6 protein-coding genes are annotated in these 6,361 nt (G+C 36.7%); 2 read left to right on the forward strand and 4 right to left on the reverse strand.

The window, feature by feature from the left end; genetic code table 11:
- The first annotated feature begins 45 nt into the window (after positions 1-45).
- Complete coding sequence (locus VB713_RS21090; RefSeq protein ID WP_323313462.1) at positions 46-924, forward strand: NAD(P)-dependent oxidoreductase; 879 nt, start codon at positions 46-48, stop codon at positions 922-924.
- Between the two features lie 68 nt (positions 925-992).
- On the opposite strand, the gene VB713_RS21095 is transcribed toward VB713_RS21090, so the two are convergent.
- Positions 993-1,517, reverse strand: coding sequence for a single-stranded DNA-binding protein (locus VB713_RS21095; protein WP_323313463.1), 525 nt, complete (start codon positions 1,515-1,517; stop codon positions 993-995).
- A gap of 260 nt (positions 1,518-1,777) precedes the next feature.
- On the opposite strand from VB713_RS21095, the gene VB713_RS21100 reads away from it, so the two are divergent.
- Complete coding sequence (locus tag VB713_RS21100; protein WP_323313464.1) at positions 1,778-1,954, forward strand: hypothetical protein; 177 nt, start codon at positions 1,778-1,780, stop codon at positions 1,952-1,954.
- Between the two features lie 5 nt (positions 1,955-1,959).
- Here the strand turns inward: VB713_RS21100 and VB713_RS21105 are convergent, their stop codons facing one another.
- Genes VB713_RS21105 through VB713_RS21115 form a run of 3 tightly spaced genes read right to left on the reverse strand, consistent with a single transcriptional unit; the run spans position 1,960 to position 6,212 of the window.
- Positions 1,960-2,400, reverse strand: coding sequence for an HNH endonuclease signature motif containing protein (locus VB713_RS21105; protein ID WP_323313465.1), 441 nt, complete (start codon positions 2,398-2,400; stop codon positions 1,960-1,962).
- Position 2,401: 1 nt separating this feature from the next.
- On the reverse strand, positions 2,402-2,662 hold the full coding sequence (locus VB713_RS21110) for a hypothetical protein (protein WP_323313466.1): 261 nt from the start codon (positions 2,660-2,662) through the stop codon (positions 2,402-2,404).
- Positions 2,663-2,687: 25 nt separating this feature from the next.
- Positions 2,688-6,212, reverse strand: coding sequence for a HEAT repeat domain-containing protein (locus VB713_RS21115; RefSeq protein ID WP_323313467.1), 3,525 nt, complete (start codon positions 6,210-6,212; stop codon positions 2,688-2,690).
- Between the last annotated feature and the right edge of the window lie 149 nt (positions 6,213-6,361).

Consider the following 6,361-nt stretch of genomic DNA (forward strand, 5'->3'; position numbering starts at 1 on the left):
CCCATTACCTTGTTTACCCTACGATTTATCAAAGGAACGTAAAACATGAAGGTGGCATTTCTGGGAACTGGATTGATGGGACTACCGATGGCTCAACGGTTATTAGCAGCAAATGTAGAGCTAATTGCCTATAACCGCACCCCAGAAAAATTAGCACCATTACAAGCCGCAGGGGCAGAAATTGCGACCAAACCGCGTCAAGCAATTCGCTCTGCTGATTGTATAGTTCTCATGCTATCTAATGCCGCAGCTATTTATCATGTCTTGCTCACAGATACTTCTTGGCATACTTTATCAGGGCGTAGCGTCATCCAAATGGGGACACTTACTCCTCCAGAAAGCCAAGAAATCAGAGATGCAGTCGTTGCGGCAGGTGGTGAATATATCGAAGCGCCAGTACTCGGTAGCATCCCAGAAGCAGAAACTGGTAAATTAATTGTCATGGTTGGTGGCGAACAAGAACAATATCAACGCCATCTCAAGTTACTGCAAATTTTTGGCACAAATCCTGTATACATAGGCCCTGTGGGATCTGCGTCATCTCTAACCCTTGCACTCAATCAATTAATTGCTTCTCTCACTACTAGCTTTGCGCTCAGTTTAGCTTTTGTGCAGATGCAAGGTATTGATGTAGACTTATTTATGCGAATCCTGCGCGATAGTAAACTTTATGCGCCTACCTTTGATCAAAACTTGAAACGAATGTTGGATGGTAATTACACCAAAGCTAACTTACCCACCAAACAATTGATCAAAGAAATAGATTTATTTATCACTGAAGCTAAATCCCTTGGTTTGAATCTCAGCAGTATTGAGGGTGTAAGACAAATTTTGCAATCAGCAATGAGTATGTCCTATCCAGAAGATGATTACTCATCCGTTTTCCCTGCTATTCGTGAATGGGGTGAAACCAGCGGGGAGTAGAGGCAGGGGGCAGGGGGCAGGGGAGAAATATCAATTTCCCAGTCCCCAGTTCCCAATCCCCAATCCCTTTAAAATGGGATGTCATCTGGATCAGGTTCTGGTGCTGATACAGGCTGATAGGATGGAGGCTGAAAATTCGCTGGTTGATAGGTGGGTTCGGGGGTTGTTACCTGGGGAGTGACAGCGACATTAGTTGTAACTGGAGTTGGTGCTGGACGAGTGGATTCATAAGACTCTGGAGGACGCTGTGCTGTTTGCGCCATTGTGGTTGCTGGTGGACTCGAATTCATCTCTTTGCCAATGCCATGAATTTTTTGGACTGTCAACTCAGCACGTTTTTCTTTGAAACCTTCAGGACGATCAAAGGTATTCATTCCTAAGCGTCCTTCGATAATAACGCGATCGCCTTCTTTGTATGTTTGATGGATTTCTTTTGCCAAATTACCCCACCCAACTACTTTCAAAGGATGTGAAGGATCATCAGGCCGCACTCCAGGAACATGAACGATCATTTCTGTCACTTCCAATCCGTCTGGTGTGTGGCGCAGTTGGGGAGTGTCGTAAATTTCTGCCATTAAAATACAACTGTTCATATATTGCTCCTTATAAATCAATCTTGACAATATTTAGGATAACGCCTGAGCGCCGCGATCTATTTCATAATTCCTCTTCCCAATTACCCATTACCAACCCAAACAAATATCATAAGTATTCTAGCGAACATTCAGATATAGAAAGTCAAGCGAGAACGTTAAACATACTATAGATGTTCACGAACAGCGCCTGACTAGAACGAGCATTTAATTCTGCATTGAGTAGTACAATTATACCATTGAAAACGTTAAATTTGTACATGAACAGAAAAAATACCCAAAGGGTAATTGCAAAATGCGATCGCTACGCTGTATTCGTTTTGACTTTTGACTTCACGGCGGTACTAGACTGGTGTTTTGACATTGAAATTCTCAAAAAGGGTTTCTTTAGTAGTCCTGCCACAATGAAGGCAAATACAGCACTATGCTTTTTTTGATATATCTACTTGCTAATTCTTCCTTTTGCTGATGGTGATGGATACTTACCAACTTCTATTAATAATATTCTTTCTATAATCCGTTCATCGTTATTAAAATCGAGAATACGTGCTGTTACTTCACCAATATCTGTTAATGGTTGAATTACAGCTTCATCAAGTTGAAAGTGATCACCCCAGAAATCTCTACGGGGGTTAAAAAATCTCACTAATTCACCATTTCGCCAATTAATTGAACCTAAATCTGTACCTTTTTGCAAGTTACAGAAAACACAAGCATAACAGAGATTATCATCTGTGCTTGCACCACCATGTTTAACGCTAATTATATGGTCAACTTGACAAGATGAAGTATCTTCTTCTGAAATTAGGCAATATTCACAAATATTACCAGCACGTTCCACAACTAAACGCCTTATTTCTAAATTAATGTAAGTACGAGACACTTTATTTACCCTCAGTGTTAATATACTTATGAGCCTTAGCTTTAGCTAATCTAATAATGTGTTCTAGAGTCAAAAAATGGTCTAACTCGCGCTTTTCTTCTTTGGTTAGTTGATTATTTTTAGCACCGTCAATTAAATCCTCTAAACGGTTTTGTGCTGTTTCCGAAAGGTGGAAGTTAATCACACTTTGGGGAGTAGTGCCAGCAGCAATAAAATCTACAATTTCGTCGTAGACTTTGATAGTTTTGACAGATGTATTCATAGTGGTATCCTTTTTTATTATTTTATCAGTTTAATTTTGCTAATTCTTGCTTTGCAAATTCCCGCACTTGCTCATCTGGATCATTTTCTGCTCTGTCGTGCAACAATGGTAAGGTTTGGGGATGGTTGGGATATGGCTTAATGATTATTTTCAGTGCAACCAATCGAGGATTCCATTCCTTTTCATCTTTACGTTCAAATGGATCATTTTTAGCACAGTTGTAGAACAAATCAAATAACTCAGGGTTAGTTTTAAAGTATTTGGCTAATTCTCGAACTGCTGTATATCTCACATTCCCTTCATCATCAGAGGTAGCAAGTTGTTTGAGGAGGGGTAAGGTTTCTGGGTCATCTTTGAAATTATGTGCTAACATTATTACTACCGAATTTCTAGCATTTTTATGATTATAAGAAGTAGCAAATCTTTTGAGAATTGGTAATATATCGGGGTCATCTTTGTAGTGATTTATTAATGTCCGTAAAGATGTATATCTCACATTTTCATGATTATCAGAGGTAGCAAGTTTTTTGAGAAATAGTAAGGTATCTGGATCATCTTTGAAAGATTCAGCTAATCCTTCTATAGCTGAAATTCGCACATTTTCAATATCATCAGAAGTAGCAAGATTTTTGAGCAATGGTAAGGTATCGGGATCATCTTTAAAACTCTGTGCTAATGCTGCAACTCCTGCACGTCGTATATCCTCATCATTAGAAGTTGTTAGTTGTTTGAGGAATAAGAGAGTTTCAGGATTATCTTGATAGTTTTCTCCTAGTGCTGTTAATGCTGCAAATTTTGCAAACCAATGATCCTGAGATGTAGCAAGTTGTTTTAAAAATAGCATAGTTTCAGGATTATCTTTAAAATTACGTGCTAATTCTTGCATAGCGGGATATCTCACATTTAAACTCTGATGATAAATACTAATTTGCTTAAGGATGGTTAATGTCTCAGAGTTATATTTATAGTTTTCTACTAATGCGTCTAATACGGCAAGTTGCACCCCCCAATGATAATTAATATTATCGTTATAGGTAATAAGCTGTTTAAGAATTGTGAAAGTATCAGGCATATCTTTATAGTTGGCCACTAAAGCTTTTACTGCTGCACGCTGCACCTTCCTATCCTCAATGGAAGTAGAAAGTTGTTTGAGAAGTTGTTTGAGAATGATTAATGTATCGAGGTTTTTTTTAAAATTCTCTGCTAATGCTTTTACTGCTGCACTTCGCAAATCAGTATTATCACCAAAAATAGCGCACTGTTTAAGCCAGGATAGAGTATTTGGATCATCTTGGCAAAGAGTCACTATTTTTGTAACTGCGTGGGTACGAATTTGTTTAACTAGACTAGCTTCTTCTTCATAATTATCATAATAGTAAATAATGTCATATCTAGTTAAATCTTTCAACTTCTCAATTAGTCTATTAGCAGTTGACTCTATTAATTGAATATTTCTTACTTCTTCAAATAACTCAGATGCTAAAAAGACGTTAGTAAACTTTTCCTCTTCTCCATCTTGTATGATTAAATAATCAATAATTTCACCAGCAAACTTAGATTCAATCATTCCGGCAATTAAGCGTAATACTTCATGCCAAGATTCATCTTGCCAATGTTTGCCAAAAACCTCTATTTTTAATTGCTCAATTGATAAAATTTGCGTTTCTTTAAATTGCCACACAAACTCCCAAGCACAGAAATATTCCAAAAATGTCCGATGCACAAAAGCATAATAATCTGCACCAACAAAGCACAAAATAAAATTGCGAGTACGTAATTGATTAATCATCACTCGCGCTGCTTCTCTAGGTTTATCAACAATGGTTTTCAGATAATCAGTCAGAATGGTTTCTAAATCAGATGCAGTTATCAAATTACCAGTTAATCCCTTTTCATTCGCCTGCATACTATAGGCTACTTGCCTTAACATTGCCTGTTTATCTTTATAATCAATTGTTTTGATGTCTAACCGTTTATCTTCAATTAAAGCTCGTTCTACATCCCATTGATGCAGCAATACACGTGATGCTTGATGATAAAGTTCCGGTCTATCTTTAGGTAATTCTTGGTTACGATTTAAAATCGCCATCATTGTTAATAGCAGGGGATTTCCTGCTAATTCTTTGATAGATTTTGAATTTGCAACTGCTCCTTGGAGACGTTCTTTTTTTCTTAACTTATCAACTTCATTATTAAAATTTAATTCATGCCAACGATTGATAAAATCTTGGATTTGTTCTGCGTCTAAATCTTGAAGCATGAAGTGATGAAACTCAGCATCTCTTAACCGTTGAGTTTTGTAGCCAATCACGCGAGAAGTCACAATCACCCGCACTTGAGGATATTTATTTGTAAAGCGATGAATATCTGTAATTACATCTTCTCGTTTTCCAGTATCAAAGACTTCATCTAAACCATCAAACATTACTAAAGCATTACCAGCTAAAAGTTGTTCATGCAATTTATGTTGATTGAGATGATAAATTGAACCACTACATTTATGAAAAAATTCGATAAAATCGTGGCATTCATTATCTTCCCGTCGCCGCATATAAGTACGTAATTCAATCAACAAAGGAATTGGTTGAGAAATTACATTATCAAGCGGCGATTCTGCCCAATTTAATGCTAAGAATTGCAGCAATGTAGATTTACCAGAACCTGGATCACCTAAAATTACTATATATTTATAATTTTGCTTGTCGTTAATAATATCTAAAACTGATTGAGTTGCTTGTTCAAAATAACTTTGTTTGTGGCGTTCTAACTCCTGTATGGCAACTTCTGCTTCTAGCTGATTACTTTCGCGGAGTCGATTCAGATGTTCTTTAGGCAGTTCGTAAATTTGTGGTAAAACTTGGTGAACTTCCCGCACATTTTGAGCGATAAACATTCGCCATAATTTCAGTTCGTTATAGGCATAACCTGTTGTATCTAAACTTTCTAATTTCAGGTTGCCATAAGTTTCTTTAATTGCCTCTTGATATCCGAATAAATCAAAATCTGGGATAATACCTGCAATTTCTTGAGTATTTTTTTCAATTTTCTCAATATTCTGTGAGTCAAGTATATCTCTTAAATCTTTGGAATCAAAGAGAATTTCTTGAACATTCATTAAATACTGGTTTGTGATGGCATCCCAATTAAAATTATTTGGTAGAGGTTTTAATTGTAGACTGTTCCAAGTATTTTTAAGAGTTGTTGCATCAAGGGAATCACAATCAATTTCAAAAGCTTTTCCTAAAATTGATTTAACCGATTTATCACTGATAAATTTCTTGACTTCTTGAATATATGGTTTAATTTCATTTTCAGGAAGTTTGCAACGGATTTTTAACTGCTGCTGTACTAATTGTAAAAATTCTTTAATTGCTTTACCTGCTGCTACTTGACGGGGGTCTTTTTCCCTTAGCAGAACGTGTTTGAGGGAATCTTTGAAAAAGTCTTTAGCAAAATCTTTTGCTCCTTCCTTTGCTAAATCTTGCAGAATTGGAGCAACCAACACCCCAACACCTTGAGTAACTCCCCAAATAAGCAACCAGTCCAACATAATACTCGTATCTATTTGTGTTTAATTACGAGTATATACATTTAAACTAAGTATTTTTCCAGATTTAGATTAATTTCTCTATATTTGTCGAAATCAGGACTTACGCAACTGGCACATTGGTAAGGTGCGTCAGATATCAAAAATCTGTT

It is taken from the genome of Anabaena cylindrica UHCC 0172 (assembly GCF_034931625.1).
GTDB lineage: Bacteria > Cyanobacteriota > Cyanobacteriia > Cyanobacteriales > Nostocaceae > Anabaena > Anabaena cylindrica_A.

Coding starts and splice junctions, on each gene's coding strand:
- VB713_RS21110 (WP_323313466.1), bottom strand. CDS start 2,662: ATGAATACATCTGTCAAAACTATCAAAGTCTACGACGAAATTGTAGAT.
- VB713_RS21095 (WP_323313463.1), bottom strand. CDS start 1,517: ATGAACAGTTGTATTTTAATGGCAGAAATTTACGACACTCCCCAACTG.
- VB713_RS21115 (WP_323313467.1), bottom strand. CDS start 6,212: ATGTTGGACTGGTTGCTTATTTGGGGAGTTACTCAAGGTGTTGGGGTG.
- VB713_RS21100 (WP_323313464.1), top strand. CDS start 1,778: ATGAACAGAAAAAATACCCAAAGGGTAATTGCAAAATGCGATCGCTAC.
- VB713_RS21090 (WP_323313462.1), top strand. CDS start 46: ATGAAGGTGGCATTTCTGGGAACTGGATTGATGGGACTACCGATGGCT.